At 64.9% G+C, this 25,284-nt stretch carries 22 protein-coding genes and 3 pseudogenes; 11 read left to right on the top strand and 14 right to left on the bottom strand.

Features of this window, described 5'->3' with window-relative positions; translation table 11 throughout:
* Nucleotides 1-38: 38 nt before the first annotated feature.
* Together RHA1_RS53110 and RHA1_RS42510 are read left to right on the top strand one after the other, a co-directional pair.
* Nucleotides 39-257: pseudogene (locus RHA1_RS53110) on the top strand (transposase family protein); the annotation flags it as partial.
* A 169-nt stretch (nucleotides 258-426) separates the two neighbouring features.
* Nucleotides 427-853: pseudogene (locus tag RHA1_RS42510) on the top strand (N-formylglutamate amidohydrolase); the annotation flags it as partial.
* Between the two features lie 172 nt (nucleotides 854-1,025).
* On the opposite strand, the gene RHA1_RS42505 reads toward RHA1_RS42510, so the two are convergent.
* Nucleotides 1,026-2,159, bottom strand: a complete 1,134-nt coding sequence (locus tag RHA1_RS42505; protein ID WP_011600209.1) for an IS701-like element ISRhosp3 family transposase — start codon at nucleotides 2,157-2,159, stop codon at nucleotides 1,026-1,028.
* 582 nt (nucleotides 2,160-2,741) lie between these two features.
* On the opposite strand from RHA1_RS42505, the gene RHA1_RS52730 reads away from it, so the two are divergent.
* From RHA1_RS52730 to RHA1_RS51075, 3 genes are all read left to right on the top strand, one after another.
* Nucleotides 2,742-3,578 carry a hypothetical protein gene (locus RHA1_RS52730; RefSeq protein ID WP_011600208.1) on the top strand — a complete coding sequence of 279 codons (837 nt, stop codon included), beginning with the start codon at nucleotides 2,742-2,744 and terminating at the stop codon, nucleotides 3,576-3,578.
* Between the two features lie 171 nt (nucleotides 3,579-3,749).
* Complete coding sequence (locus tag RHA1_RS42495; RefSeq protein WP_050787670.1) at nucleotides 3,750-4,697, top strand: phospholipase D-like domain-containing protein; 948 nt, start codon at nucleotides 3,750-3,752, stop codon at nucleotides 4,695-4,697.
* Between the two features lie 203 nt (nucleotides 4,698-4,900).
* Nucleotides 4,901-5,437 (top strand): hypothetical protein, encoded by a 537-nt coding sequence (locus RHA1_RS51075; protein ID WP_167541012.1) that lies wholly within the window; start codon nucleotides 4,901-4,903, stop codon nucleotides 5,435-5,437.
* An 87-nt stretch (nucleotides 5,438-5,524) separates the two neighbouring features.
* Here the strand turns inward: RHA1_RS51075 and RHA1_RS42485 are convergent, their stop codons facing one another.
* From RHA1_RS42485 to RHA1_RS48420, 4 genes are all read right to left on the bottom strand, one after another.
* Nucleotides 5,525-5,854, bottom strand: coding sequence for a beta/alpha barrel domain-containing protein (locus tag RHA1_RS42485; RefSeq protein WP_011600205.1), 330 nt, complete (start codon nucleotides 5,852-5,854; stop codon nucleotides 5,525-5,527).
* On the bottom strand, nucleotides 5,854-6,216 hold the full coding sequence (locus RHA1_RS42480; RefSeq protein ID WP_011600204.1) for a histone-like nucleoid-structuring protein Lsr2: 363 nt from the start codon (nucleotides 6,214-6,216) through the stop codon (nucleotides 5,854-5,856). The genes RHA1_RS42485 and RHA1_RS42480 overlap by 1 nt, the downstream gene beginning before the upstream one ends.
* 143 nt (nucleotides 6,217-6,359) lie before the next feature.
* Nucleotides 6,360-6,731, bottom strand: coding sequence for a hypothetical protein (locus RHA1_RS42475; RefSeq protein ID WP_011600203.1), 372 nt, complete (start codon nucleotides 6,729-6,731; stop codon nucleotides 6,360-6,362).
* A gap of 9 nt (nucleotides 6,732-6,740) precedes the next feature.
* Nucleotides 6,741-7,673, bottom strand: coding sequence for a ribbon-helix-helix protein, CopG family (locus tag RHA1_RS48420; RefSeq protein WP_237727109.1), 933 nt, complete (start codon nucleotides 7,671-7,673; stop codon nucleotides 6,741-6,743).
* A 460-nt stretch (nucleotides 7,674-8,133) separates the two neighbouring features.
* On the opposite strand from RHA1_RS48420, the gene RHA1_RS42465 reads away from it, so the two are divergent.
* Entirely contained in the window at nucleotides 8,134-8,589 is a 456-nt protein-coding gene (locus RHA1_RS42465) for a hypothetical protein (protein ID WP_011600201.1), read from the top strand.
* Nucleotides 8,590-8,713: 124 nt separating this feature from the next.
* Here RHA1_RS42465 and RHA1_RS51070 read toward each other — a convergent pair whose 3' ends face one another.
* Nucleotides 8,714-8,884 (bottom strand): hypothetical protein, encoded by a 171-nt coding sequence (locus RHA1_RS51070; RefSeq protein WP_167541021.1) that lies wholly within the window; start codon nucleotides 8,882-8,884, stop codon nucleotides 8,714-8,716.
* 247 nt (nucleotides 8,885-9,131) lie between these two features.
* Here RHA1_RS51070 and RHA1_RS53105 point away from each other — a divergent pair, with 247 nt between their 5' ends.
* Nucleotides 9,132-9,260 carry a hypothetical protein gene (locus tag RHA1_RS53105; RefSeq protein ID WP_272942795.1) on the top strand — a complete coding sequence of 43 codons (129 nt, stop codon included), beginning with the start codon at nucleotides 9,132-9,134 and terminating at the stop codon, nucleotides 9,258-9,260.
* Here the strand turns inward: RHA1_RS53105 and RHA1_RS42455 are convergent.
* Nucleotides 9,229-9,825, bottom strand: a pseudogene (locus tag RHA1_RS42455) (VapC50 family PIN domain-containing toxin). The gene RHA1_RS53105 and the pseudogene RHA1_RS42455 overlap by 32 nt on opposite strands.
* A 1-nt stretch (nucleotide 9,826) precedes the next feature.
* Complete coding sequence (locus RHA1_RS42450; RefSeq protein ID WP_011600198.1) at nucleotides 9,827-10,264, bottom strand: helix-turn-helix domain-containing protein; 438 nt, start codon at nucleotides 10,262-10,264, stop codon at nucleotides 9,827-9,829.
* 249 nt (nucleotides 10,265-10,513) lie between these two features.
* Here RHA1_RS42450 and RHA1_RS51065 point away from each other — a divergent pair, with 249 nt between their 5' ends.
* The gene (locus RHA1_RS51065; RefSeq protein ID WP_167541020.1) at nucleotides 10,514-10,987 is read left to right on the top strand and encodes a DUF6292 family protein; all 474 of its coding nucleotides are present in this window, start codon (nucleotides 10,514-10,516) and stop codon (nucleotides 10,985-10,987) included.
* Between the two features lie 263 nt (nucleotides 10,988-11,250).
* Here the strand turns inward: RHA1_RS51065 and RHA1_RS42440 are convergent, their stop codons facing one another.
* Entirely contained in the window at nucleotides 11,251-12,690 is a 1,440-nt protein-coding gene (locus RHA1_RS42440; RefSeq protein ID WP_272942794.1) for an MFS transporter, read from the bottom strand.
* A 275-nt stretch (nucleotides 12,691-12,965) separates the two neighbouring features.
* Complete coding sequence (locus RHA1_RS42435) at nucleotides 12,966-14,513, bottom strand: MFS transporter (protein ID WP_007296964.1); 1,548 nt, start codon at nucleotides 14,511-14,513, stop codon at nucleotides 12,966-12,968.
* 888 nt (nucleotides 14,514-15,401) lie between these two features.
* Between RHA1_RS42435 and RHA1_RS42430 the strand changes: the two genes are divergently transcribed.
* The gene (locus RHA1_RS42430; RefSeq protein WP_007296963.1) at nucleotides 15,402-15,962 is read left to right on the top strand and encodes an IS5 family transposase; all 561 of its coding nucleotides are present in this window, start codon (nucleotides 15,402-15,404) and stop codon (nucleotides 15,960-15,962) included.
* Nucleotides 15,963-16,105: 143 nt separating this feature from the next.
* Here the strand turns inward: RHA1_RS42430 and RHA1_RS42425 are convergent, their stop codons facing one another.
* Together RHA1_RS42425 and RHA1_RS48410 are read right to left on the bottom strand one after the other, a co-directional pair.
* Nucleotides 16,106-17,536: an MFS transporter gene (locus RHA1_RS42425; protein WP_041813635.1), complete on the bottom strand. Its 1,431-nt coding sequence runs from the start codon at nucleotides 17,534-17,536 to the stop codon at nucleotides 16,106-16,108.
* Nucleotides 17,537-17,989: 453 nt separating this feature from the next.
* A protein-coding gene (locus RHA1_RS48410) for an IS5 family transposase (protein WP_193384961.1) occupies nucleotides 17,990-18,798 on the bottom strand; the annotation gives its coding sequence in 2 pieces (ribosomal slippage) (nucleotides 17,990-18,450 and nucleotides 18,450-18,798; 810 coding nt in all).
* Between the two features lie 110 nt (nucleotides 18,799-18,908).
* On the opposite strand from RHA1_RS48410, the gene RHA1_RS53100 reads away from it, so the two are divergent.
* Nucleotides 18,909-19,040 (top strand): hypothetical protein, encoded by a 132-nt coding sequence (locus RHA1_RS53100; RefSeq protein WP_272942799.1) that lies wholly within the window; start codon nucleotides 18,909-18,911, stop codon nucleotides 19,038-19,040.
* Nucleotides 19,041-19,250: 210 nt separating this feature from the next.
* Here the strand turns inward: RHA1_RS53100 and RHA1_RS42410 are convergent, their stop codons facing one another.
* Nucleotides 19,251-20,237, bottom strand: a complete 987-nt coding sequence (locus tag RHA1_RS42410) for an MDR/zinc-dependent alcohol dehydrogenase-like family protein (RefSeq protein WP_011600191.1) — start codon at nucleotides 20,235-20,237, stop codon at nucleotides 19,251-19,253.
* 796 nt (nucleotides 20,238-21,033) lie between these two features.
* Between RHA1_RS42410 and RHA1_RS53415 the strand changes: the two genes are divergently transcribed.
* Nucleotides 21,034-21,315 carry an alpha-hydroxy-acid oxidizing protein gene (locus RHA1_RS53415; RefSeq protein WP_081437602.1) on the top strand — a complete coding sequence of 94 codons (282 nt, stop codon included), beginning with the start codon at nucleotides 21,034-21,036 and terminating at the stop codon, nucleotides 21,313-21,315.
* Between the two features lie 699 nt (nucleotides 21,316-22,014).
* On the opposite strand, the gene RHA1_RS42405 is transcribed toward RHA1_RS53415, so the two are convergent.
* The gene (locus RHA1_RS42405; protein WP_011600188.1) at nucleotides 22,015-25,263 is read right to left on the bottom strand and encodes a protein kinase domain-containing protein; all 3,249 of its coding nucleotides are present in this window, start codon (nucleotides 25,261-25,263) and stop codon (nucleotides 22,015-22,017) included.
* Nucleotides 25,264-25,284: the final 21 nt, after the last annotated feature.

Here is a 25,284-nt window from a genome sequence, read left to right as displayed (position 1 = left end):
GCGGCGGGTGAGGATCGTCGGCGTGTGATTTCGAGGGCGTGCGGGCGTTGCTGCCCCATCTGGTTGGTGTCGTTGTCGCGGGGGTGCATCGGGTCGGTTCTACGATCCGCATTTCGGCGGAGCCGAAGGGCGACCGGGGCAGGTGTCCGGGCTGTGATGGTGAGTCCGCTCGCGTGCATTCCCGGTACCGCCGGCAGCTGGCCGACACTGCGATCGGTGGGCATCCGGGCATGATCGGCCTTCGGGTGCGTCGATTCTTCTGTGACAAAATTGATTGCACGGCAAAGACTTTCGCCGAGCAGGTGCCGGGTCTGACCCGAGCACGGTCGCGACGCACGCCCGTGCTCGGCGCGATGGTCACAGCGATCGGATTGGCCGTGGCCGGAAGGGCAGGGGCCCGGCTGGCCACTCGCCTCGGGGTTGCTGTCGGATCCCCACATCGTCACAGCCGCGGCGCGCACCGGAAACGCACATCGAGCTGCGGATTCACACGTCCATTGCACCGTTCGACGTCGCGGCCGAGCAGTGGTTCCCTGCGGCGGCCGGGTTCGCCGTCATGGTCATCGTGCACACCGTCGACGCGCAGACGGGCGTGCCACGGCATCTGCCGCCCGCGGAGCCTGCCGAGTGGGCGCGGGCGATCTTCTCGACCCTCGACTCCGCGCATGGGTACTTCCTCGGCTCCGTCGACCCAGGCACCGGCGTCCATCGGCGCGGGCAGCTCGCATACCGCCTCTACCTCGACACCGACCGCCGGGCGATTCCCCTGCCGCGGCAAGTGGTCACCTGCCCGCATTACCTGCTATCGGCCATCGATGGCAGAGCCGAGATCACCATTCCCACGACGGCCTAATACTGCAACGGCACTTATGGCAGGTGACCGCGGGTTCGATAGTGGGAGGTGCGGGCCTGGTGTTGTCGGCGTCTCCGCCAGTGTGACCAGGACCAGGTGTGCTCGTCGGGGTGGGCGTGTCGCAGGATCAGATACACGAGTAGGCGGCGGATCTCGGGTACCGTGTAGCCGATCATGTCCTGATCATCGGTTCCGATTCCCCTTTTATGGCTTCGGTTTTCGTGCCTGCGAGCCAGGCGAGGGCGAGCATCGACAAGGTGATGTGGGCGTACCAGGCCCGGTAGGTGCGTACCTGGTACTGGTCGAGGCCGGCCTCGTTCTTGGCCTGTTGGAAGCATTCCTCGACCCGCCACCGCGAGCCGGCGACGGTGGCGAGTTCGGTGAGCGTGGTGCGGCGGGGTCCGGCGCAGATGTAGTACGCGATCTCGGTCGGATCCGACAGTGATCGGCGGGCGAGCAACCAGTGCCCGCGCCCGGGTGCCCAGGCGATCCGGATCGGGATCCGGACCCAGGAGTACTCGCGTCGGCCGTGGGCGCCGTCGCCGGCGGAGATGCGGCGCCACTGTTTCGGCGGGATCGCGGCGATCATCTCGTCGGCGCGGCCGGCGCGGCCATCCGGGGTGAACACGTCGTCGTTGCGGCGGGTGGCCAGCACGTAGGAAATGTCGCGTTCCTCGAGCCAGACCCGCAGGTACTTCACCTGCCCGTAGGCTTCGTCGGCGGTGGCCCAGGAGAATGGGACCTGTGCGTCGAGGGCGCGTTCGATCATGTGCTGCGCCAGAACGGGTTTGGTCGCGAACTCCACCTCGTCGCCGATCCCGGCGGCGCGGCACCGGTCCCGGTCGGAGGTCCAGGACTCGGGGAGGTAGAGCTCCCGGTCGATGAGCGCGTGCCCGGCGCCGGACGCGTAGGCGAGGAACACCCCGATCTGACAATTCTCCACGCGCCCGGCGGTGCCCGAGTACTGGCGTTGCACCCCGGCCGAGCGGGTGCCCTTCTTGAGGAAACCGGTGTCATCGACGATCAACACGCCGGCCGGATCGCCGAGGCGTTCGACCGCATAGTCACGCACGTCGTCGCGGACCCCGTCGACGTCCCAGTCGGCCCGCCGCAGCAGGCGTTGCATACCGTCCGGGCTCATTTCACCGGCTCGCTCGGCGAGGGTCCACCCGTTCTTGCGTTCCAGACCCGCAACCAAACCCGTCACATATTCACGGACCCGGGACCGCGGTTCCGACCGGGCGAACCGACTGGAGATCCGCTCATGCAACGCTTCCAACTCGGCAGCAACCAGATCGAGGACCACACAACCAGTATCGTCTACCTGTCAAGCAAGTGCCGTTGCAGTACTAACCCGGCCGGCTGGCCGGTTGCCGGACCACGGTCTGCGGGCGCTGCTTCCTCCGATGTCCGATCTGCACGCCCACCGAAGGGTGCGACCTTGAAGTCACGTCGACGTTGCTCGCTCATGCGGTTCCTCCATCCGTCTCGATCCGATCCCCTGTCAGACAGTCAGTCGCCGTTGCCCCACAAAATCGAGGACGACGCCCGGGGGCGGAATCGACACGGTTGATCCACCCGGGGAGGGCTGCGGCACTTGGATACACTTGTGCCACAAGCTCATTGCCACTTCTGAAGCCGACCACGACAGACCTCAGGAATCTCCCGGGTGGGAGCGCGGCGACAAGACTACCAGCGCACGCAACCACGGGGCAGGGGACGTGTCATTTCTACTGGTCAAAGGACACTTCTGGGGCTGATGCGACACCACTATCGCCAGCGCTGATGTATAGCCGGTGCCGCTGGTGCGAGTTCTCACCCGGCCGGCAAGCTCGGTCGCGGTCGGCGCCGCAATCGCGGCCCTACCGGTCCGGTTAAGCTTCCCAGCATGGCGCTTGGACCCACGCGACGCACGCGCGCCCACCCCGTCGATCTCGAAAACCTCGCTTACGCTGCGCAGGAGTTGCGGGAAGCGCTGATCCCGCTGCACGGCCTCACCCCCGACCGCCGCGATGCCGCGGACACCGAGTTACGGGATAGAGCACGCCAAGCCCAGGAACGATTTTTCGCAGCTGTCGCTGGCCTCCCCCGCCGCGAACGCGCACTCGCCCGCCACTGGGAGAACGCCGCGGTCCTGCGCTACCGGCACGGGCTGGAAGTCTTTGCGCGCGCCGAAGACCTCGGCGCCGATATGCTCGCCCAACTCGCCACCCACCGGCGGCCATCTGTGCCCGCGCTCACCGAACTGGGCGACGCCTGCACCCACGCCCGCACCCTCGATCAACACCAACGACCCGAGATATTCGGGGCAGTACCCCGCAGGACCACCCGACGGCTTCGCACCGCCCCCGGCGACTCGACCGGCGCCGACCACGATCGGGCCACCGAGCGGTCCTGCATTGTCGATCAAGCTGAACTGCGGTGGCGGATCCGCCGCGATCTGACAATTCTTCTCGTCGAGAACACCCTCGCGGGCAACGGAATCAGCCGGGAAGCCGAACGCCATCTCGTCCCGTGGCTGAAACTGGCGTGCGAGACCCTCGACAGTCCGATGAGCATCGACGGCCTCGAGGATGTCGCCGCGCAATGGCGCGAACGCCGCCGGCCCTACATGCTCGCCGCCGCAGATCGGGCCGACGTGATCATCGTCGGCCCGATCCCTCGTCGGCGCGCGACCCTGTGGTGGAGGCTCGTCCACGGGGATGAACCGCCGCCGCCGCTGTAAGGCGGGACGCGGCGGCGTCGACCAGAAACGATGGGGACGTGTCATATCCGCAGTTCATCACAGCTTTTCGCAGAGACCGGCGGGATCATTTGGCCTCATGGGCTGCACCGTACGCTCCGGGTCCGAGCCAATAGGGGTACAGCACATCACGTCCGCGCTACCGTTCGACGTATGGGGACGACATTTCACGGGCCGGGTCCCTGGCCGCACATCACCCGCGCCATTCGAGTGAGAGGGCCGCGTCACGCCGCGATCGCCTACCTCGGCGAGGACGCACCCACTCTGCTGCCGTTGCGGGCCGGCGATCTCCTCGTCGTGAACGCCTCCCGGGCGGCGGTGCGCGCGCATGTGACCTCGCCGATTGCGCTTGCGTACTATGTCGAGGCCGGTGTGAGGGTCCTGTCGTCGCCGAACCTGCACGCCAACGTCATCGCCACCAGTCGGCGGGCGGTCATCGGCTCCGCGAATGCCTCCCACAGCTCGACCATCGCCGATGAAGCCGTGGTCATCACCGACGACCCGGAGGTCGTGGCCGCCGCCTGGACGTTCATCGACGGTATCGAGGAGATCACCGAGGTTGATCAGGCGTTTCTCGACAACGCCACCACCGCATGGCAGATCGGTCGGTCGGTGCCGATACCCGGGATCGGTGGCCGGTTGCGCGCCGAACTGGATTTCCTTCCTGCACGGGTGACCCGGATGTTCCTGCGGCACATCGTCGAATACGAACCCAGCGTCACCGAGCAACAGACCTGGGACACCCAGGCGCGCCGGCATCACACCGCCACCGCGGGGCCCGCAGCGACATATCAGCTCGAATGGTTCCGCCTCGACGACCGGCGCGCCCGCCTCAGGCGTGGCGATGTTCTCATCTTCACCGACGACAATGACTGGATTTACCCGCCGGCAGTCGTGGACTCAGACGCCATCGCGATTCCGCACACGCACAGGGCCTTCGGCCACCTCTTGCTCGTTCGGGCGGATCTGCAGCCGGTCTCGGTTGCGGACGCCGAACAACAGCTCGCCGATTTCGGGCACCCCAATCCCCGGCTGACCACAGATCACCGGATCATCTCCGCCAGCCTGCGTGCCGCGCTACTCCGACTCTGGAACCTCTGACCTGGATCCGCTGACCCAGCGGCGGATCGGACCATTGAGGACCTGACTTTCAGCTGGCGCGACTACTGTCCGGCTGAGCGACACGCCCGAGCGCGTGCGGGGGTCCTTGGAGAAACCATCACCTGGCGGATTCACTGTCTTCGCGCCAAGCACCGCGCAACTGTCCGACTGAGAAGCTCGTAACAAGAGTGAGCAGGAGTGAAATGCCCGAGCAGTCGTGGATCACTGCCCAAGAACTGTACGACCAGGGATATACCGTCGATGGAGCACGTCAGCTCTTCGGGGAGCCAAAGACAAGCCCCGACGGAACCCTCGGTTGGGAAGACGATTGGATCGACCGCGCAGAAGGAAGGGCCCTCATCCCTGTACTGCCCTTCCTTATCGAACGTCTGCGCGGACATTCCGAGGTGGGAGAGGCTGCTGGTGAGCTGGTCAGGCTCTACGAGGAGCTCAATCGTCGAGTAGGAAATGATGGTGCTCCCGATCCGCTCCATCACCATGAAATCTCCGAAGATGAGCTAGTAGAGCTGGGAAATGACCGCGACGCCCTCAATGCGATCTACGGGTCGCCGCACCGTTGGACACAAGAGCCTGTGGTCGAGGGCAATTCGGTTCCGTTCATTTCGCAGGAACGAAGCCGGTTCGGAGATGGTGCGCGATTGGTCGGAAGGCGGAATCTCCGGTGGTGGCTCAAGAGTGCAGTCGGCGAAGTGGCGAACAAGCAGAGCGAGAACGCCTGACTAGAGAGCTTCCCTGTGCCAATAGCCGGGCCCGGACTGCGGTCGATGGGGACATGTCATCTCCCCAGGTCAATGGGCCAATCCGGCTTACCAGTCCGATGCGCTGGACGTGATCTCTCGGGCGCGGTGGGACCAGTCCGGGTCGCGTACCAGAGCGGTGATGGCAGTGGCCATCTGCTCGGTGTTGCCGTCGATGCCGAGCCGGCGGAGCGTGCGGGCGATACGCGCGGGGTGGGCCGGCCACCGACCACCGGTGGTTTCGACCAGGGCAGCGAGGACGGTAGCCGCCTCGGTGTCGCTGAGTTCCACCGGCTCACCGGTCATGCCTCGTAACCCGCGGCTGCCGGTGGTCAGCCAATGCGCGCTCGCCGCTCGGCGCACCGAGGCCCGGTACCAGGGATTACGCAGCGATCGCATCAACGCTCCTTCGCGTTCAGTGCGTCCTGGAACGCCTGCTCGACCTCGGCGGGAATGCGCCCGCGCGAGGAGATTTCGTAGCCCTGTTCGGCCGCCCAGGCGCGGATCTCCTTGCCGTTCCCGCGCCGCCGCACCGGGGCGTCCGAGACCGCGAAACGATCGGAACGTCGTTTGCGGCCACCGACCCGGGTGGCGTGCTCAATGAAGAATCCGATCTGCTTGTGAAACTCGCTGGCGTGCTTGCCTTTCAGATCAACTTCGTAATCCACCCCGTTGACGGAAAAGGTGATGCTCTCCCCGTCCCCACCGAAGACGGTTCCGTCGATGTCGTCGACCAGTTCGACAACTACCTTGCACGCCACAGTTCCCCGATCTCTCACGTCTCGATACAGCAGGCAGAACCCTACTGGCGGCCGCGGCCGATCAGGGCAACCGACCCCGGGGACGTGTCATTTCCGCAGGTCACATGCCGGTTGTACGGCGCAGGAGCAGCCGGGGGCTGGTCCTATCGGGTGTGCACCCGGGTGTCCCCCAGGGGGCCGAGCGCGAAGTAGATGGGTGGCGGACACAGTGCGATGGAGGGCAAGAAGGTGGGCACCTCCGGCCCCCACACGGTGATGGTGTTGACGGGATAAATCAGATTGGTAAACGGGGCGCACACCAGTTCCAATTGGTGGGTCTTCACCGATCCGGGTGCGCAGGTCGACATGGCACCGACCGCGAAGAACTGTATGTCGCACCCACTCGGCGCTGGGGCGGCGTGTGCGGGCGCCGCGGTCAGGGACAGGGCGGCGGCCGCGGTGGCCGCGAGGACAGCGAGGCGCAGAAACGAAAGACATGGGTCCTCCGGTGGTGCGAGACCCGACCCACCGCCCATTCTCGCAGGTCAGGTGCCGCTGCCGCGATCTCTCCGACGAATCCGCTCACGGCGGGCATGTTTGGCGAGCAGGTGTTTCCGGCTGGTCGGGGCGCGGAACATCTCGTCGAGCATCCGGTTCTCGATGTTGTGATGGAAACGGAGGATGCGTGTGGCCGCCAGATGCACCAGTTCCTGGCGGTTCGAGCCGAGCCGTTCGGCGAGGGCGTCGAGGTGCGCGAGGAGTTCGTCGTCGAGGGCGACGTCGACCCGGGCTGTGCGCGGCGGGGCGGCGACGCGGCGTGCCTGCGCCAGTGCCTCATCGGCTGCCGGGTTCTCGATGAGTCTGCGAATCCCGACGCCGCGGAGCAGCGCGGACAGCCGGCGGGGACCGTACTCGTCCGCCAGGTCTTCCAGGCGGCGTTTGGTGTCCTCATCGAACCGGAAGACGTGCCGTTTCCCGAACGGGTTCCCTTGCGGGCTCGGCGCCTTGCGGACAGGGGGCTCGGCGGTGGCCTGGTCCGCGGTCTGCCGGCGGGTGTTCCGGGCGAGGAGTCTGGCCCGGTTGGCGTCCCCGCGGTAGATCTCCTCGGTCACCGCCTTCTCGAGGTCTCGCGGGTTGGCCAGGAGCTGGCGGGCGGCCAGGCGCATGAGTTCGGCGCGGTCGGAGTCGAGCTGCCCGGCGAGGGTGTCGAGTTGGTCGCGCAGGTCGTCGTCGAGGTGCACGTTCGTGCGCGGGCCGAGGGTTTCCGGGGTCAGGTCGCGGGCGGCGCCGATCGTGGCCAGGTCGGCGGCGAGGTCTCCCGGGTCGTCGGGGAGTCGGCGGACCGCGACCCGAATGGCCGCAGAGGTGAGGGGGTCGCCGTTGCGGCTGATCAGCTGCTCGAGCCGGACCAGTGTGGAGGGGTTGACGTACACGCGGGTGCGGCAGGTCAGATCGGTGCGGGCGTCTTCGCGGAGCAACCGGGTGCCGGAATCGTCCCGCCGCGGTGAGGAAGCGGTGCAGTGCGACGCGGACGATCGCGCTGCGGTCGGTGTGGAACTCGTGGGCGAGTTGATTGAGGCGAGTGCACTCCCGGATACCACCCGGCGGACGATGCATCACCGTGGAACCGCACGGCGTCAACAGGTCGACCATCCCGGGCCGACCGGTGTCATCCTTGTGAATGACATTGCAAACCAGGAGAAGTGGGCCAGGAGTGGCGGCAATCCGACAGCCGCGGGCTCAACGTGTGGCTCCCGGCCGGGCCGCACCACGCAGAAGACGCGTCCTGCAGCTATCCCGCCCGCGATCGATCGCCCGCCTCCCTCGTACCCCAGGTCGCCGCGCACACGCCGACGTCGCCACTGGAGTCCACGATTTCGGTACACCGTGGTGGACGTCCGGCGGAAGATGGCCTTACATCGCCCGAGAGGACCGGTCATGAAGGATTCATCGCGCCCCCGTCTGCCGCGCATTCTCGCGGCCGGAATCGCCACCCTGGCGACGCTGACTGCTGCGATCGTCGGTGCACCGACCATGTCCGCCGCGGCACCGGTCGATACGGTTCTGCCCGTGCCGGTGGCCGGCAACACGCTGTCGTTTCAGTATGCGACGTGGATGGGCATCTGCCAGGGCCGCGTCATCGCGCGAACCGACACCGCGACACCGGGTCTCACGTACTTCCGCATGGAGACCGGATGCACCGGGACCGTGCATTGGCGCAACCTCACCACCGGCGCGACCGGGGATGCCGAGGTGCGAGCATCCAACTCCCCGCAATCACCGCCGCCAGTGGCCGCCGCGACCGGGTCCGGTGTCCTCGTCGCCACCATCACCCTGGGCCTCCCGCACAGCACCACATTCTGGCCGGGGATGGGCATCTGGACGGTGCCCTGACCTGGAAAAGTGGGCTGGTTTCCAAGCGCGGGGGTGGCGTGGCAGCGCATGCCAGACCCCCGGTGACGTCGCCGGGGGTCGCCCCCTTCACCCCGGTGACCAGTGCCGCGGGCCTTGCACGGCATCAGGTGGGGTCCCGCGGTGATCGTTCGAGAGTGTTGAACTCATCGAGGACCTGGTCGACGGCGGTGGTTGGGATGCGGAAGTCGTTGCCCTCCGAAGCCCGCAGTCGGTCGCGTACGTCGGCGAGCATGGCGAGTTCACGCTCGAGGTCTGCTGCGGTGCGATCGCTCACGGTCTCATCCTGCCCTGAGTGGGCGATCATCAACTGCGGGCCCCTTCTGCTCGCCGCAACGAACGCAACGAACGCAACGATGTAAGACTGCGGTGCAAACGCAGCAAGGAGTGCGTATGTCGACTCACCGATCGATCTCTCCCTGGCAGCACCACAAGCTCGCCGGCTACCGCCTGCGCCGAGACACCGAGGCCGGCCACGACACCCGCACCAGTGACCGCCCGCACGCCGCTCCGTCGCCGGACGAATGGCACCGTTGTCGGATCTGTCGACCCCCGAAGTGATCGACGTCGTCGCCTCCGAACTCGCCGCCCGCCCCGAGATGCACCTGGTCCGCATCCAGGTCACCGCCCTGCTGGCGATGGACCCACGCTGACCGACCGCACCCAGGCCGCCCGGATCGGCGCCGACGAAATAGGCAGCGCCGCCGCCGCGAGACGGTCACACACATCGGCGGGGGTCCCCGGTGGATGACGCCACGCCGCCGCCGTCGCACTGACCGCCTGATGCACCCGCACCCCGTCGAGGTGGAACAGATCCATCACGAACTCGTCCGGATGCTTGGCCTCGACGCCGAACTGCCAGATCCGAGTCGGGGAAGTCCCGCAGATTCGCGGTGACGATGACCTGGGCGCCGGCGCGGATCGCCGCGGCCAACACATGCCGGTCGTCCGCATCCGGCAGCGTGAGTGCGGGGATGAGGGTCTCGTAGCCGGTGACCAGGCAGTCCGGTACCGCCGGCAGTTCATCAGCTCCCGCAGCTTCGTCAACGTCGACGCCGGGATGTCCGGGCGATCCTCCGCCAACTTCTCGAACGTCTCGTCCAGGATGCGATCCGTCCACCGCGCGTGCACCAGGCCGGTCTGCGCGAGCCGGATCAGCACGTCGCGTAACACATTCGGGTACAGCACATTCGCGTCATAGAGCACGGTGAAGGTCACGTCAGTACAACCCGAGGTCTTCCGTCAGGGCCGCCAGCTCGTCCGCGGCCGCCCGCGAGGTCCCCAGCTGCGTCCGCTGATACGTGAGCAGCGACGATGCCAGGATCCGGCGATGCCGGCCGACCATCCGGTACTCGATGTTCCCCTCGTCGAGAAGCTTGATCACATGCGGGCGCGAGACGTTGAGCATCTGCGCGGCCTGCTGGGTCGTCAACTCCGCGTGCGCCGGGACGACGGTGACCCCCTGCCCCGCAGCCATATTCGCCAACACCTCGAGGATCAGATCGAGTGCCGCGCGCGGAAGGTGCACCGACTCCGAAGTGCCGGCCACGGTCACATCCAGGGTCTCCCCCGCCGGATCCACGTCACGAAGCAACTGCAGGGCCTGCAGGGCCTGCTCCTGCTCGACCACGGTCGGCTGCTCATGTGCTGCGGACATCACACACCTCCTAAACGAAATATACGCAACAAACGAAACAAACGCAACGCGGCGTGCTCGACCCGCTCGATGCCTCGCACTGCCTCCCACACCGAGGACGATGACCGCGCACCCGATGACGCCGCCGCTGATTCCGGGATCGGGCCGCCAGTCACCACCGCTCGCCTGCCGAACGAACGACCCAGCGCCGTTTCCAGTCCTCACGATCCGGGCACTCGTGGCCCCGGGGCAGACCAGGAGGACGTGACGATGATCAGCCATCTTCGCCGCCCGGGCTCGCCCGTGGTCGCCGACTACATCGAGGAGGTCGCGGCCGCGGCCGACGCGCAGTCGATCCAGTGGTGGGACGGCGACCACGGCGTCGACGCCGTACTGGTGCTGCCCTGCCACATCGAACACTTCCGGCCACAGTGGGCCGTGCTGGCCTGGAACCACCGATTCGGATGGGCGGTAGGCGCGCAAGGACAGACCCGCGGAACGGTGGTGCTCCTCGACGGGCTAGGCGTGGGACCTGCGCCGACCCCGGATCGGTGCGCCGCCGCCGCGACCACGACGATCCTCGCGCTCTACGACTGGACCCCACCACCGCCCGCAGTCACCGCGCCGTGGCAACAACCGTGCACCGCACTCGGCAACACTCCCCCCTTCTACCGCCTCGACCCCGCTCCACGGAAAGTACACGGACACTTCACCCCAAAACCGCCGAGCCAGCCATCCCGCTAACCGACCGAGACATGGGGTGGGCGAAGGGCCCGACGACATCGAGGCCATGGTTCACGTGCGAAGGCTGACGCTCGACTGGGCCGCAAAGGCGTAACAACCGACGGCGCAAAGCGACTGCAGGTCGATCACCAACGCCCGCATCAGTGCGCGACCACCCTGCCGTGGGAGGTCCTTCCAGGACGGAAAACACTGTCGCGCAGGGCCTACGATCTCCACCCCCACCGGCCGCGGCGGCTGGTTGGTTGCCGCCCAGCCCGCCTCATCTATCGCCGAACGGCTACTGCTGCCTCGGCGTCGACCTCGTCGATCGCGTGCTCGATACGCTCCTCGGCCTCGCGGGCGGCCCGGGTCGGGATGAGGAGGGCGAGGAGTGCGGCGACCGCGGCAACCGCGGCTCCGATGAGCAGGCCGACCTGGAACCCGGACTCGCTCGGGAGGGGGACACCGCCGAAGTCGGTGGTGGTCATGTGAGCGAGGACCACCCCGACGACGGCGGCCGAGACAGAGGTGCCAATGGAGCGCATCAGGGTGTTGAAACTGGTGGCCGACCCGGTCTCGGAGATCGGAACCGAGCCCATGATGAGGGCGGGCATGGCGCCGTAGGCGAAACCGACACCACCGCTGGTGATGCAGACCGCGACGAGCAGACCCCAGGTCGAGCCCATGAGACCGACCGCGGCCAGATAGCCGACGGCCACGACGGCCGCGCCCAGAGCGAGGGTGGTCTTGGGACCGCGAGCATGCGAGATGCGTGCCCCGACCGGTGATATCAGCATCATCATGAAACCGCCCGGCGCCATCCACAGACCCATCTCGAGCATGTCCTGGCCGAGGCCGTAGCCGGTCTCGGTCGGCAGCTGGAGAAGCTGGAGAAGCTGGGGCACGATCAGCGACTGGGCGTACATCGCGAAACCGATGACCACCGAGGACAGATTCGTCAGCAGCACGACCGGCCGAGCGGTCACGCGCAGGTCGACCAGCGGATCCCGGGTGCGCAGCTCGAACCAGCCCCAGGCGAGGAGGACGACGACGGCTCCGACCAGCAGGCCGAGGGTGGTGCCGCTGGTCCAACCCCAGTCGGCACCCTTCGAGACACCGAGCAGCAGGCAAATTAGGCCGATGCCCAACCCGATCGCCCCCACCGGGTCGAACGTGCCGCGGGCGGTCACGGGGGTGGCGGGGATGAGGAAGTAGATGAGCGCCGCGATGGCGACGGCCAGGACGGTGGATCCCCAGAACAGCGTCCGCCAGTTCGAGTACTCGGCGACCGCCGCGGCGACCGGCAGGCCGAGCGCACCGCCGATGCCCATGGACGCACTCATCAGGGCGATCGAGGTACCGAACTTCTCGGGAGGCAGTAGGTCACGCATCGCGCTGATCCCCAGCGGGATCAGGCCCATGGCCGCGCCCTGGAGGGCGCGGCCGGCGATCATGGGAACCACCGACGTCGACAGGGCACAGACCAGCGAGCCCGCGACGAGCAGTGCCGAGCAGCCCAGCATGATGCGACGTTTGCCGTACAGGTCGCCGAGGCGTCCGCTGATCGGGGTGGCGACGGCGGCAGCCAGCAGGGTTGCGGTGACGACCCAGGTCGCGTTCGAGCGCGTCGTATCGAGCAGCTCGGGCAGCTCGCCGATCAGCGGCACGACGAGCGTCTGCATCACCGCGGCAACCACGCCGGCGAAGGCGAGCACGGCGACCACGGCATTGGTCCGAACCGCAGGCCCTGGGTCATTCGGGATCGGAGGCGTGGCGCCATCAGGTTGCGCGGAGGAGGGAGAATCAGTCACGAAACCGTGGGAGAAACGTCATCGCGGGTTGATCCGTATCTCGCCCTGCAGGCGGGTTTGCTGTGAACCACTGGTCTCAACTCGCCCTGACACCCAGGGCCTTAACCAACCCACAACCGTTCGGTGGATCGAGGATAAGGCACGCTGGGGACTTGCTCGATCGGAGTGAAATCCCGCGAGACCGAAGATCAGGCGAGGCCCTGCCCGTCGGCAGAGCCGACACGTGCAAAAGTAGCACCCTCGACGTCCAGCTCGAGGTCGGTTGCGGCGCCCCCGGTGGCGGGCTGTCGTCCGTGTCGCATAAACATGGAAATTATCAGGGCGATGACAGCGCTCCCTGCACCGACAAGGAAGATTGTGGTGAACGCGGCGTCGTTGTATAACGGCCCTTCGGGGCCTACGTCCGCGACATTGCTCGACAGCACGGCGCCCACGATTGCACTGGCGATAGCAGTTGAGATCGAGACCGAGCAGACCTGGATCCCACCCGAGACTCCCGTGTACTTCCGAGGCACCGCCTCCACCATCAGATTGGGTTGGGCCGCCCAAAAGAGCCCGAACCCGACACCCATAACGCATAACCAGACGAGAACAAGTACCAGTGAGTGGTGCGCTAGAGCCAGCAGCGTCGATCCGATCGCGAAGCTGGCCATGCTGGAGATCATGATCGCCCGCGGGTTGAAGCGTTTCGTAAGCAGCCCGCCGAGCGGTCCGAACACCATGGACGTGATCCCGAATGGGATCTGGGCCAGGCCGACCATCAACGCACTGAGACCGAAGGCGTACATCATGCCGGTGGAGGAAGGGGTCTGCAGCATCTGCGGGAGGGCGATCGCCATCATCCCGCACGCCATGAACCCAACCAGACCGACTGTAAGGGTCAGCGCGACGGCTGGGTTGCGCAGTACCCGGAGGTCGATCATGGGTTCTTCAACCCGGCTCTCGACCAACACGAACATGCCCAGTGCGATAAATCCACCGAGAATGACCAGCAGGGTTAGGGGCGCAAGCCAGCCCCACTTGTCACCCTGCCCAAGCCCAAGCAGGATCCCTCCGATGCCCAACGCCAGTAGCAGGCCACCGAGGATGTCGACTCGCCCGACCTCAGCGGACCGTTGCCGAGGAGTGCGGGGCAATACGATGACGCTCAGCGGCGCGAGCACTGCCGTGAAGGCGAAGAAGAACCAGAAGATCGACCGGTAGCCCAGACCATCGACGAACGCACCCCCGATGACAGGTGCTAGCAGTCCGGAGACGCCGAACCCAGTTCCGAGTGCCCCTAACGCAATCGGGACGACGCGTGGTGGTAGTGAGTCCCGGAACACCCGGTACGCGATCACAGGCATCACCGCTATCGTCCCCTGGAGTGCCCGACCCACGATCATCAGGGCGAAAGACGACGATAGCGCCGAGATCAGGCTTCCTACCAGAAATACCGCGCAGGCGGTGAGAACCACCGGCCGTTGGCCGAAGCGGTCAACCAGCTTACCTCCGAGGGGCATCACCATCGCGCCGACCAGAGAGACTATCGTTATTGTCCAGGCGAGTCCTTCGACCGGAAACTCTGCTGCCATAGGGCGTAGACCAGGTACCAGCATTGCGACAGCCATCGCGTTGAGTTCGCACAACAGCAGGATGACCGCGACGATCGCTATCTGCCGTCGGACCCCGTGGATTCGTCCGTCAGTTTGACCCTCGGGGCAGCCATCCTCACTCGGCGCTTCATTGATAGACATTGAAACATCGCCCTTTCAGTCGTTAATGACCGTGTCTGCAGGGATCGCGTACACCGGGGCCGCCGGGAGAGGATGGCTTCTGTGTGCTGCCCTTGAAGGAGGCCGAGGGATTGGCTCAGATCGGCCCTTCGCTTCTCGACGACTTCAGACGTTAGCCCGGAGACTGCAGAAAATCGGGGTCCTATTTGGGCGCTTAATGATTCGTTGATTAGTCGTAGCCTCGGCGGACAGACCTCATCGGTCAGGAATCGTTCAGTAAGGCGACCTACTTGGCTTCGGCGAGACGCGATCCGCCTCCGGCAGTGAGCGACCACCTCGCGTCGGTGTCGGTCGCCCCTCTATCGAGGACGACGACTTACCGACTGAACCAAATTTTGTGCGGGCAGGCGCCGTCGAACTTGACGCGTCGGACCGAAGTTTGGCGGAGGCTGCTATCTGCGCGATGACCAGCAGCCGATACCTGCTTATTCGTTGGTCTGAGTTCGCATCGCTTGGTGTGGCCGCGAAGGGTCGCAATATAGGGCACTAATCTGGACGGCTGGCGCCCCTACAGTTCATTGTGATGCAAATCTCAACGAGGCCTTCATGGCTAAGGGGTGTTTGAGAACTCGCGATCGCGGGCGTGTGCCTCGCTTAGAATCGAAGAATGAGGGCTCCTGGTTGGGTCGGTGAGTGCATGTCCCCGACTACACCAGGAGCCCACAATGACATCATCGCCGATACCGCCATGCCGGTCGTGCCCGCCCCACGCGGCGGGCGGGCACGGTTGCGTGGTGTACCCGTCGTCGGTCACCGACGCAGAGTGGGCGACCCTCGAACCGCTGTTGCCCGCGCCCGGCATCTCGGCAGGCCGAGGCGGCAGACCCGAAGCATTGCCGCCGTTTGATAGTGGACGCCATCTTGTTCATCGTCCGCGGTGGTATCGCGTGGCGGCAACTGCCGATGGAGTTCCCGCCAGCCGGGACGGTGTACGCGATCTTCACCCGCTGGTCCCACAGCGGCGCGTGGCAGCGCATCGGTATCGGCGGCCGGTACCGTCTGCGAGTCGATGATCGCCGCGGTCGGGCACCGGGCCCGCCCGTCACGCACCCGCAGGCGGTCGCGCAGCGCGTCGACGTGCCCCGATCGGGCCGCGGCTGGGATGGCGGCAAGAGAACGAACGGCGTCAAGCGACACGTTGCCGTGGATGTGAACGGACTGCTGCTCGCCGTCGTCGTCACCGCTGCCTCGATCCAGGACCGCGACGCCGCGCACCGACTCCTGACCGCACTGCGCGGCAGGTTCTCCACCATCCGGCTGGTCTGGGCCGACGGCGCTTATCCTGGACGGCTGCCCGTCTGGGCGAAAGACGCTCTCGCCCTGCCTATGCAGATCATCAAACGCATCCCCGGCGCCACCGGTTTCCACGTCCGACCCCGCGTTTGGGTGGTCGAGAGAAGTTTCGCGTAGCTCAACAAGCACCGCCACTGCGTGCGAGACTACGAAACCAGACCCGACCACCACGAGGCCATGGTTCACATCGCGACGATCGCGACACATGACGAGGCGGCTCGCCCGAACCTGACGGTTTTCAAACGCGCTCTAACCGGACGTCAGGACGGTTCGACGGCGACGCCAGCACGCACGGGGACGGTGGTCGCGGCGGCTTCGGAGACGTCCTCCGCCGGGGTTCGTCGCGCCAGGTATACAACGGGGATTACGAGGACGCTGAGAACGACCAAGTACCAGAGTGCTGCGCGGTAACTGCTCTCGGTCAGCACAGCTGCTCCGCCGGGACCCGCCACCGCGCCACCGGCGAGGAGGACCGAGACCAGTTGGAGCCCGCCGGCCTGCGCAACCTGCTTCACGACCTGCTGCATTCCCGTCGCTTCGCTGGTTCGCGACGACGGAACTCCCTCCACGACAAGGTTGGGAAAACTTGCCCATGTCATGGCACAACCGATATTCCCGGCCAGCACCATGAAAAGCAAGAACATGGCCACGGAGCTATGCAGTGTGATCATCATTCCGACGATGCCAATGGTCGAGACGGTCGCGCCTATGATCGCCGCCCGCGCCGCACCGATGCGCTGCGAGAGCAACCCGCCGACCGGCGAGAAGGCGAATCCTACGAAGGCAAGCGCCATCGATATGACGCCGTAAACCGAGGCGCTGAGTCCGAATCCGATGCCCGTCGCGGGGGACTGCTGCATGATCGGGGACACGAGAACGGCGAGGGACAATACCCCTGCCGAGAAGAGCGCAATCCCGACGCAGGAGGCGAGGAACCGGGGACGTCGGAACAGCCGGATATCAAAGAAGGGGTTCGCGTGCCGAAGCTCGTAGCTGACCCAGACGCCGAGGAGCGCGATCCCGGCGACGAGCAGGCCGACGATCCGCAGATCGCCGATTCCCCACGAGCGCAGCTGGGTGACGCCAAGCAGAATTGCCGCAACAGCCGGGGCGAAGAGGGTGCCGCCGACGAAATCGATGTCGCGGACCCGCAAAGTCGAAGCGGTGGGTCGCGGAAGGGTCAGGCAGAGCATGGCGCTGGCGACGCCAAGGACCGCGCTCAAACAGAAGATTGATCGCCAGCCGAAGTACTGGATCGCGAGACCTGCTGAAAGGAATCCGAGTGCGGCGCCGAGGAAGGCACCTCCGGACAGTAATCCGATGGCGGTCTTCAGCCGTGCAGGAGTGATGACCCGCCGAAGCTCGCCATAAGCGACGGGCAAGATCGCCCCCGAGAACCCTTGCAAGGCACGCCCGGTCAGGAGCATTGGGAAGCTCACTGCGAGCGCACTGATCAGCGACCCGAGCACGGCGACCGCCAGCGCGCCGACCAGCACCCGTCGGGCGCCGATCACGTCCCCCAACCGACCACCGATGCCGGCCGCGACCGCGGCGACGAGAGCGAAGCTCGTGACCAGCCATCCAACGATGGCGGGATCGCCGTACTCTTTGTACATTGCGGGAAGGGCTACGTAGATCATGTTAAGTTCGAGGAACTCGACGATGGCCGCGATGAGAAGCACGACAATCACCGACGACGATCGCCTACCCGTTAGAACGCTCGTCATCGCACAATCACCCCCGACATTCCGACAAACACGCGCACTGTATTCTCCTTTGTGTCAGTGTCGACGTTTCCCAACACGCCAGAAACCCTCTGCAGCATATTTTGCGGAAGCGCCTGAGATTGATTCACACTGTGCAGAATCGTCTGACTACCAGTGATTTCCAAATGTAGGCTAGGTCACAGCGTTCAGTGGATCAAGCAATAATTGGGGCCCTGTTATAGCTCGTTCCTCGCTGAAACCGGGGGTGAGGTGGGCGTGTTTCCCCGTCGCGCCTCGTGGGGGGTACCGCACCCGGCTCGGACGAGTTCACGGGACGGGTGAAGTCGTTGAAGTCCCGGCCTGGTAACCCTAACGCGGGAGCGCCCTTGGGACCGCCGCTCTGTCCGTGCCCGCTCGACGGGCACCTAAGAGGTTGTCTCATGTGGGGAGTTTCTTGAAGCAAGTGAGCGCGGCCGCGAGATGGAGGAATCCGGCAAAGTGCTCGGCGCGGCGTTCATAGCGGATGGTCAGGCGTCGGTAGCCGGTGAGCCAGGCGATGGTGCGTTCGATCTTCCACCGGTACCGGCCCAGCCGGTCGTTCCTCTCGATTCCGCGACGAGCGATGCGCGGGACAATGCCCTCTTCGCGCAGCCACCGGCGGTGCTTGTCGTAGTCGTAGCCCTTATCGGCGCGAAGCTTTCCGGGTTTGCGACGGCGCGGCCCACGTCGGGACTTCACCGCCGGGATCGCGCTGACCATCGGTTGCAGCAAGGTGCTGTCGTGGGTGTTCGCCGCGGACACATCGACGACCAGCGGGATGCCGTTGGCCTCGGACAGGACGTGGATCTTCGACCCCTTCTTGCCGTGATCGACCGGACTCGGCCCGGTCAGCGATCCCCTTTTTTCGCCCGCACGCTCGCGGCGTCCAGGATCGCTGCCGTCCAGTCGAGTTCACCGGCGCTACCGAGCCGGTCGAGCACCTCACGGTGCAGTCTCTCGAACACCCCTGCCGCCGCCCAGACGGTAAATCTTCGGTGCGCGGTAGGAACTGTGACCCCGAACGAGGGCGGCAGATGCCGCCACGCACATCCACTGGTCAGCACGTACACGATCGCGGTGAACACCGCCCGATCATCCACCGGCGCACTGCCACCTCCCTGCGGCCGTGCGGCGAATCGCGGAATCAACGGTTCGACGATCTCCCACAACGCATCCGGCACCAACCGCAGTGACAACCCATCTAACACGCGTCACATTATGTCCCACACGCCACTTCATCCACATGAGACACGCTCTAAATCTCGGCCATTACCACCGGATCGCGTCCCGCCGGGGCCCGATGAAGACGCTGGTCTCCATGGAACACGCAACGCTCGTCGCGGCCTGGAACATGCTCCGAAGCGGTGACTTCTACCCCGATGCCAGCGCCGGCGACTTCATTGCCCGCAAGTCCGCCAAGGTCAAGGCGCGCGCGGTCGGCCAGCTCTGACCACTCACACCCACCGCCTGACCCCGCATCGCCGTATCCAACTTTCCTCATTCCCAACGAGATCCGGCGGGTCACCCGGCTTTGTCCTCACCGCTTGTGGCTACCTCCAATATCGGTGCCACAACGGTCCCTGGGCAGGTGAGACGAAGCACGACCCAGGGCCGACGCTCGGTTCGCGTCCCTGCCCTGGCCGTGCCTCTCCCCGTTCCATCAGACGACGAGCTGGACCTTGATGTGCTTCCTGGCCCGGGCCGCTTCGAAGGCGGTCGTGATGTCGTCGAGCGGATACTCTGCATCGAGCAGATGGTCGACAGGGATCGTCCCGTCGCTGATCAACTTGATCGCTTCGTGGAAGTGCGGCAGCCCCTTGATTCGCTGTGCGCCCTTGACGATCTCAATCGAGATCGGCCCCTTCCAGAACGCGTCTCCAAAGGGAAACGGGGACGGCTCATAGGACTCCGGGTAACCGAAGAACCCGATTCGGCCGTCCTCCCTCACCGCCTCGACCGACTGGGCCCGGGTCTCGTCGTACCCTGCCGCCTCCACCACGAGATCCGCGCCCAGCCCTCCGGTCAACTTTCGGGTCATCTCGACGACTGACTCCGCCGGCGCGAGAACCACCTCGGTCGCTCCGAGTTCACGCGCGACATCCAGGCGTGCCTGCTCCAGGTCGGAGACGATGACGGTCTCGAAGCCCCAAAGCTTGAGCAACTGCAAGAAGTTCAGACCGATCGAGCCGGCACCGATCAGCGTAGCCACCTTGCCGGCCTCCCTGTCCCGCGGCCAGAACCGGTCCATCCCGTACAGGCACACGCCCAGCTGCTGGGCCATGATCATTCGGGCGAACGACTGATCCTCGGGCAGGGTCAGTAACCAGTCCTCGGAAACGACGGTGTACTCGGCGAAGGAGCCCACATTGAGGATGAGCACGCGGTCCCCTACCTGGAACCGCTCGGACCGCGTCTCGACGACGGTCCCGACACCCTCATGGCCTGGACCGCCGGCCTCCGGCTTGGACTGATTGACCAAAAAGCCCAGACCGTCGTACACGGCGTGCAGGTCACTACCGCAGATCGCCCCGCGGTCCACCTTGACAAGTACGTCGCGCTCTCGAACCTCCGGGATCGGGTGTTCCTCGATCACCAGCTCGCCGGGACCGACCAGCATCGCGGCCGATCGCTTCGCAGGTGCGCTCACTTCTGCGTCCTTTCGCGCCGGCTGTGCCGTAACTCGTCATCGATGTGATACGAACCTGACCCAACGTAATCAACTTTCGGCACTGATAAATCTCCTTCTTTGCGGTGTATCGACTGGGATCGGCAGGTGCATTTCGCATTAGGTGTGCGCTCGGTGCATATCAGACAACCGCCGTCGAGATGCTGTGGCACGGCGGTTACCCACTACCACGGTTGCCTTGGCAGAAGGGAAATGTAAGTCGGTATCGCGGCCTAGTGCCCAATGGGCAAGGGTGGTATTCACGCAGCGACTTCATAGTTCGATAGGTGGCGTTGTCCTTGTTGCACCGTCCGGTGTGACTTGCATCATGCGAATGGATGAACTCTGGCTGTCGTCGTACTCGTCTGTCAAGACGATGAGCGGCAGGAGTTGAGTTCGGAGTTATTGGGGCGCTATTTAGTCACTCGCGCCGCAAACGGTTGACTGCTCTGAACTTTCTCGACATAGTTGGGTATCACTCTCCATCAATCGGTGCAATCTCCTCAGGTTGGTAGTCGCACTGGTTTATGTCGTCACTTAACCGTGTTGCAACGATGCGTCTGGCGTCGAGGTTGTATGGTCAAATACATTCTGGTGTAGTGGATCTCGACCGACCACCCAAGCTCATCTCCGTCGAGCCGTTGGGTCCGGCGGGAATCGGACGAATGTCTCTGGAACTGTCGACCGGCTCCGCTCCTGACGAAGTGGAGGAGATGGTCGCCGCGACGCTGCGGTCCCACGGCATCCACACCTTCTCCGTTCTGTCCTTCAAACGACCCTGGCCACTAGGGAGCCCGGCGTCAGGCGCGGCACAGATGTCGCCAAGGCACTTGCGCTCGGGGCACGGGCATGTCTTTCCGCACGCCCGTTCGTGTACGCACTCGGTGCGGGGGTGAACCGGAAGTGCGTCGGGCGGCAACGCGGCAGAGGAGCACCTCCGCACCTTCGTCGCTACCTACACCCCCGAAAGCATCGAGGTCATCCAGCGGCCCTCGAAGACTGGTACATCTTCGCCGAGCTCCGCTGGACAGTCACCTCCGTCACCGATACACCCGCCTAACCTTTCTCACGGTCGACTACTCCGAAATTAATGCCGACCGCAAGATCGTCGCCCGCCTCGGACACGGAACCGAACCAATCGCACTCTGAAACGTCGAGGACGCACGCCGTTGTCCCAGTGGCGTTCTGCCTTGTCCAGAGCCAGTCTGCTCCATGTGTGGAGAACGGCGTGCACGAAGTGCAGGATGTGATGCTGGGTGCCGAAAAGATGATGATCGAGTACATCGATTTGGACGACGCACCCGGTGCGATCGTCGACGCGGTCCGGCGGCAGGCGCGGTCCCTGGTTCCTGTGTGGAGTGTGCGGTGGCCACAGCCCCGGCCACGACGACGGCACGGGGATGGCAGGCCTCGGACTGCGGCCTGGAGTACGAGTGAATGCCGTACTGCTGCCGTGATTCGCTGATGGCGACATCATGTTTTCGGCACGATGCTGCGCTTCCGTGATGGTTGTGAATTCCTAACCCGCCCAGTGGTTGTCGCGGACATACTGCACGGCGCGTTCGATGCGGGGGTACGAATTTCACCTGGTCGATCTGTCCCAGTTCGCATAGATCGACGATTAGATCGGCAACGGCGACGACGTGACGTGAGGACGGCGAGCCTCACGTTCAGACCCGTTTCACACTTGTCGATCCGTAACTGTGTCAACGTTATGTGGCTGGTGCGGCCACTCCAAGTCGGAGGTACGACTGCGACCTTAGCGGTGAGTTTGTTCTGTAACCCATGCCGCGATCTGGGCCCGGGAGGTGAAGCCGAGTTTGGTGAGGACGTGTTCGACGTGTCCTTGCGCGGTTCGCGGTGATATCACCAGACGGTCCGCGATCTTCCGGTTCGTCAACCCCTCCGCAACTAGTTCGGCGACCTGACGCTCCCGTTTGGTCAGATTGGTTGGCGCATCGGCCAATGGTTGCGGTGTCGAAGTATTGCCGAGGGCATAAGCGATAGCGGCGTCGAGGTCGAGAACCCGACCCTTCCTTAGTCCATCCTCGAATCCCTGCAATCCCAAAGCACGTCGAACCGTCCGAATACAGTCCTCGTGGTGCACGGCCCGATTAGGGAACATAACAGGCACGCAGCCGACCGAACGTGCCAACTCATCTGCAGCTCCCATGAGGACGGCGGCACGGCGAACGTCGTCGTTTGCGGTGATCCATGCCAGGAGGTCCAGGCAAGCCGCTGCGGTCATGCGATCAGAGAGCTGCTGAGACAGCTTGAGGCTCTGCCCCAGGAGGGACGTTGCCCCCAAACTGTCCCCTTGCATCCACACGGCCACGGCCATCGAGCACAGTGCCTGAGATCGGTACACGACCTCCCCGCACGACTCAGTTATAGCCCGCACCTGCTCGTAGCATTTCAAAGCTTGGGCTGGGTCACCGCGCAGTTCGTAGGCCACGCCGAGACTGTCCAACGCATCGATCTGGAGAGCCGGAGTGTCTCGAGTTCGAAATGCCTCGACTGCATCTTCCAGAATTGGGCATGCCTGGAGGAGATCGTTGCTGAAGAGCGCGAGGATCCCCGCTGCGAGATTGATGAGATCTTGCGCGAGCGGATCCTGCAAATGTGGGCCCAATCTGTGCCCCTCTGCCACCAAATCAGCTCCCCTTTCGAGGTCGCCTTGCACCACGGCCAACACGCTGTCAGCGAACAAGCCTTTCACCCGGCCCAGTGTCGGTGTTCCAGCGTCGACGGACAGCAAGCGGTCGAGCCACCGGCGACCTTCGCCCACAGAGCCTCGTGCCAGCCAGAAGGGGTACAACGCCGCGGCCATCGTCAGTCCGGCTTCGGGATTGTCCGATACGCAGAACTCCATCGCCTCACGCAAGTTCGCTTGCTCCCGATCGAACGTGGCAATCCATTCGAGTTGCCGGGAGCTGATCCACTCCGCCTCACCGGAGAGTGCAAGCCCCCTGTACCAGTCTCGATGCCGCCTGCGCAGGTCTTGATACTCGCCGGCATGTTGCGCCTGTTCCCTGCCGTAATCACGCAAGGTCTCCAGGAGCCGGAAACGCACGGCCGTTCCGTGCTCCTCCCGCACCAAGATTGACTTGTCCACCAAGGCGGTGACTAGGTCGAGTAGTTCCTCCGATGTCAGCCCCTCACCGCAAACCTGCTCCGCCGCGTCGAGGTCGATGCTCTCGACAAAAACCGACAGTCGGGACCAAACAAGTTGTTCGGCGGCGTTGCACAGGTCATAACTCCAGTCGATGCACAGCCGTAGTGTCTGTTGCCGTGATGGCGCACTCCGGCTACCTCGCGTAAGTAGGGCGAACCGGTCCGACAACCGCTGGAGAATTTGCTCGGGTGATAACACGCGCAGTCGAGCCGCCGCCAACTCGATGGGCAGGGGCAGCCCATCGAGTCGGTGACAGATCCGGGCCACTGCGGTGTAGTTGTCTTCGTTCAGGGTGAAGGTCGGCACCATGGTGACGGCGCGCTCTACGAAGAGCGCTACCGCATCGTAACGAGACAAGCCGCGGATCGCAGGTGGGTTAGGGTCAGGAACCGTCAGCGGAGGTACTCGCAGCACCGCCTCACCTCCGACGCCGAGGGCCTCACGGCTGGTGGCCAGGATGCGTATGCGTGGGCATGCCCGGAGCAGGGTAGCGGACAACCCGGCAACTGCGCCGACAGCTTGCTCGCAGTTGTCCAGCAACAACAACACCTCGCGGCTGGACAGGAACTCCACCAGGACGTCTTCGGTACGTCTCGCGGCCTGATCCCGCAGGCCGAATATTGCGGCGACCTTCTCAATTACCAGTGAGTGATCGACAGTTTCATCGAGCTCGACGAGCCAGGCACCGTCCGCGAAGCCCCGCTGTGCGCTCGCAGCGACCTTCAACGCTAACCGGGTCTTCCCCACTCCCCCGATTCCGGTCAACGTCACCAACCGAGAGGATCCCAGGAGGTTCTTGGCTTCAGACAGCTCACTGCGACGCCCGATGAAACTGGTGAGCTCCAGCGGCGAATCTCCCCGGATTCTGCTGGCCGTCCTCGGCCGATTTTCAGGTGGCGTCGGTGTTCGGCCTGGTGGTTTGGTGTCTGCTGGGTCATGAAGTGCCATCTCGCTCGCGGGATATCCGTGTCGCTGCTCGGCGTCGCGCAATTCTTCGCCGAGCACGGCGGCGCTTGCCTGCCGGTCTTGGGGGGCGCGTGCCATCGCGCGTTCGATGGCGGCAGCGACGTCATCTGGCAGATCCTGCTCCCGCAAACCCGGCGCGGGTTCGGTGGCTAGCCGCAGAAATTGAGCCAGAACCTGCTCACCGCTGCGGCGTTCGAAGACGGCGTGACCGGTATGCGCGCAAAACAGAGTCGCTCCGAGACCATAGATGTCGGCGGCGGGGCTTGGTGCTTGTCCCGAGAGGACCTCGGGGGCAATGAATGCGGGTGAGCCTGTGATGACACCGGTCGCCGATTCGAACGCGCCTGCTATGCGCGCAATGCCGAAGTCCGTTAACGCAGGCTCTCCATAGTCGGTGCGCAGGATGTTCGCGGGCTTGACGTCTCGGTGCACGATCCCCAGCCTATGCGCGGTCTCGAGCGCGCCGGCTAGTCTGACCCCGAGTCGAAGCACCTCCTCCAGCGGTAACGGCCCGTGACGGCGGATCCGGTCGTCGAGTGAACCCTGTTCGTGGTAGGGCATGACAATGAACGGTCGACCACCTTCGGTAACCCCGACCTGAAGGGCAGACACGATGTTGGGGTGCCCGGTCAACTGGCCCATCACCCGCTCTTCACGCAGAAACCGTTTCCAGTTCGGGTCGCCTACATCGGCGGTGAGAACCTTCACCGCTACGGTGCGGTGGAGCACGGTCTGCACGCATCGGTACACCACTCCGAAACCACCACGACCGATCTCCGACGCATCGCCGAACCCTGCGGACCTGAGGTCCGACGCGATATTCACCGCTCCGGCCCTCTGCGTCCTGAGCGGGTCGTCCTCATCCATCACTTTGTCAACTTCACGGCA

It is taken from the genome of Rhodococcus jostii RHA1 (genome assembly GCF_000014565.1).
Lineage (GTDB): Bacteria > Actinomycetota > Actinomycetes > Mycobacteriales > Mycobacteriaceae > Rhodococcus_F > Rhodococcus_F jostii_A.
This window is presented reverse-complemented; position numbering and strand designations above follow the sequence as displayed.

Excerpts from the sequence above, each read along its gene's own strand:
- RHA1_RS42450 (WP_011600198.1), bottom strand. The coding sequence starts at position 10,264 with ATGTCCGCAGCACATGAGCAGCCGACCGTGGTCGAGCAGGAGCAGGCC.
- RHA1_RS52730 (WP_011600208.1), top strand. The coding sequence starts at position 2,742 with ATGGCGCTTGGACCCACGCGACGCACGCGCGCCCACCCCGTCGATCTC.
- RHA1_RS42495 (WP_050787670.1), top strand. The coding sequence starts at position 3,750 with ATGGGGACGACATTTCACGGGCCGGGTCCCTGGCCGCACATCACCCGC.
- RHA1_RS42475 (WP_011600203.1), bottom strand. The coding sequence starts at position 6,731 with ATGGGCGGTGGGTCGGGTCTCGCACCACCGGAGGACCCATGTCTTTCG.
- RHA1_RS42405 (WP_011600188.1), bottom strand. The coding sequence starts at position 25,263 with ATGGATGAGGACGACCCGCTCAGGACGCAGAGGGCCGGAGCGGTGAAT.
- RHA1_RS53105 (WP_272942795.1), top strand. The coding sequence starts at position 9,132 with ATGGCACCGTTGTCGGATCTGTCGACCCCCGAAGTGATCGACGTCGTC.
- RHA1_RS51075 (WP_167541012.1), top strand. The coding sequence starts at position 4,901 with ATGCCCGAGCAGTCGTGGATCACTGCCCAAGAACTGTACGACCAGGGA.
- RHA1_RS42485 (WP_011600205.1), bottom strand. The coding sequence starts at position 5,854 with ATGCGATCGCTGCGTAATCCCTGGTACCGGGCCTCGGTGCGCCGAGCG.
- RHA1_RS42435 (WP_007296964.1), bottom strand. The coding sequence starts at position 14,513 with ATGTCTATCAATGAAGCGCCGAGTGAGGATGGCTGCCCCGAGGGTCAA.
- RHA1_RS53100 (WP_272942799.1), top strand. The coding sequence starts at position 18,909 with ATGGAACACGCAACGCTCGTCGCGGCCTGGAACATGCTCCGAAGCGGT.
- RHA1_RS42465 (WP_011600201.1), top strand. The coding sequence starts at position 8,134 with ATGAAGGATTCATCGCGCCCCCGTCTGCCGCGCATTCTCGCGGCCGGA.
- RHA1_RS51065 (WP_167541020.1), top strand. The coding sequence starts at position 10,514 with ATGATCAGCCATCTTCGCCGCCCGGGCTCGCCCGTGGTCGCCGACTAC.